The following is a 1397-nucleotide window of genomic DNA, read 5'->3' as shown; positions in this document are numbered from 1 at the left end:
CACTACGTTCATGAGCTAAGAAGATTATTAAAAGAAAATCAAATAGAGAAATTTAATCATAAACTCTTTTCTATTCATCTTTCAGATGTGTGTCCCGAATTACGCCCAGTCATTAGAACTTTAAGACGATTAGCAGCTTTCATTGAAAATACTATGACATATTCTAACCTGACCAACGGTCCGTTAGAAGGAATTAATAATAAAATCAAACTCATTAAAAGGGTATCTTTTGGTTATAGAAATTATGATAATTTGCGTAATCGAATTATTATAACTTCGCGACTATTTGCCTCAACAACAAAAAAAGAAATTAAACAACCTAAGGTTGCTTAATCTCAATATTTGGACTCATCAGTCCGATTTGACGTAGAGCCCAAATTTTTTTACAAAAAAAGACAGTAAGGCAATATGCCTCACTGTCAATTATGCAAAATAAGGTTTTATTGAATAAAGCTTATTTTAATCTTCTTTTTCTTCTTTCTTTCTACGGCGTTTTACAAATAACAGTAATGCACCAATAGCTGCGAATAACGAACCAAATATAGTTGCATTATTCGTACTTGTTTCACCTGTTTCTGGTAAATCTTCTTCAGTAGTATTGTTACCATTATTAATATTTTGTTGAGTATTTTTATTTCCTACGTTTGCTGTTGTTGTATAAGTAGTATTTCCGTTTGAATCTTTTTCAACAACACTTACGCTCTCTCCATCATTAAGATTTACATAAGATGGTTTAAACATTTCCCAAGTTCCATTTGGATTAACTGTTGTAGTAGTTGTTATACCATTTGGGAAAGTGACTTCTACTGTGCTTCCATGTGTACTATGTTGTCCTGAAATAACTTGATTGCTAGAATCTATAGGATTAATAACTGGATTATTATTACTACTATTTGTTTCATTATTATCTACTGGATCAATTTGATTTCCATCATTGTCGCCATTATTATATCCAGAATCTATATCATTACCATCATTTCCGTTATCACCATTATTATGGTGAGTTGTATCCGGACCATCATTATTGTTGTCTGTGTTATCACCATGGTTAGTATTTTCATTACCTGGTTGAACATTGATATTAGTTTGGTTAGATGTATTACCATCTTTATCTGTCGCTGTCACAATAACTGTATCACCAGGTTGAAGATGTACATTATCTGGAATATCAATCGTGTAATTACCATCCTCATCAGCTGTACCTGTTGCTGTTGTGCCATCAGGGAACGTTACTGTCACCGTAGAACCAGGTTCGGCTTTACCGCTGATTGTTGTGTCGTCACTTGTTACATCATTCACCGTTGGTGCTTCTGGTGCTGTTGTATCAGTTACCGTTGCCGTTGCTGGGTCTGACTCATTTCCGTCTTTGTCTGTCGCTGTAATAGGTAATACTTCCC

The 1397-nt window shown here is 34.1% G+C and carries 2 protein-coding genes; one reads left to right on the top strand and one right to left on the bottom strand.

From position 1 onward, the window contains the following. Window positions 1-333: transposase (locus tag KA909_RS13025; protein ID WP_210130303.1), on the top strand; the 333-nt coding region annotated here is incomplete at its 5' end. Between the two features lie 126 nt (window positions 334-459). Here the strand turns inward: KA909_RS13025 and KA909_RS13020 are convergent. After that, window positions 460-1397, bottom strand: a 938-nt coding sequence (locus tag KA909_RS13020; protein WP_210130302.1) for an Ig-like domain-containing protein, incomplete at its 5' end; no start/stop codon positions are given.

This window comes from Staphylococcus sp. GDX8P54P (assembly GCF_017893165.1).
Lineage (GTDB): Bacteria > Bacillota > Bacilli > Staphylococcales > Staphylococcaceae > Staphylococcus > Staphylococcus borealis.
This window is presented reverse-complemented; position numbering and strand designations above follow the sequence as displayed.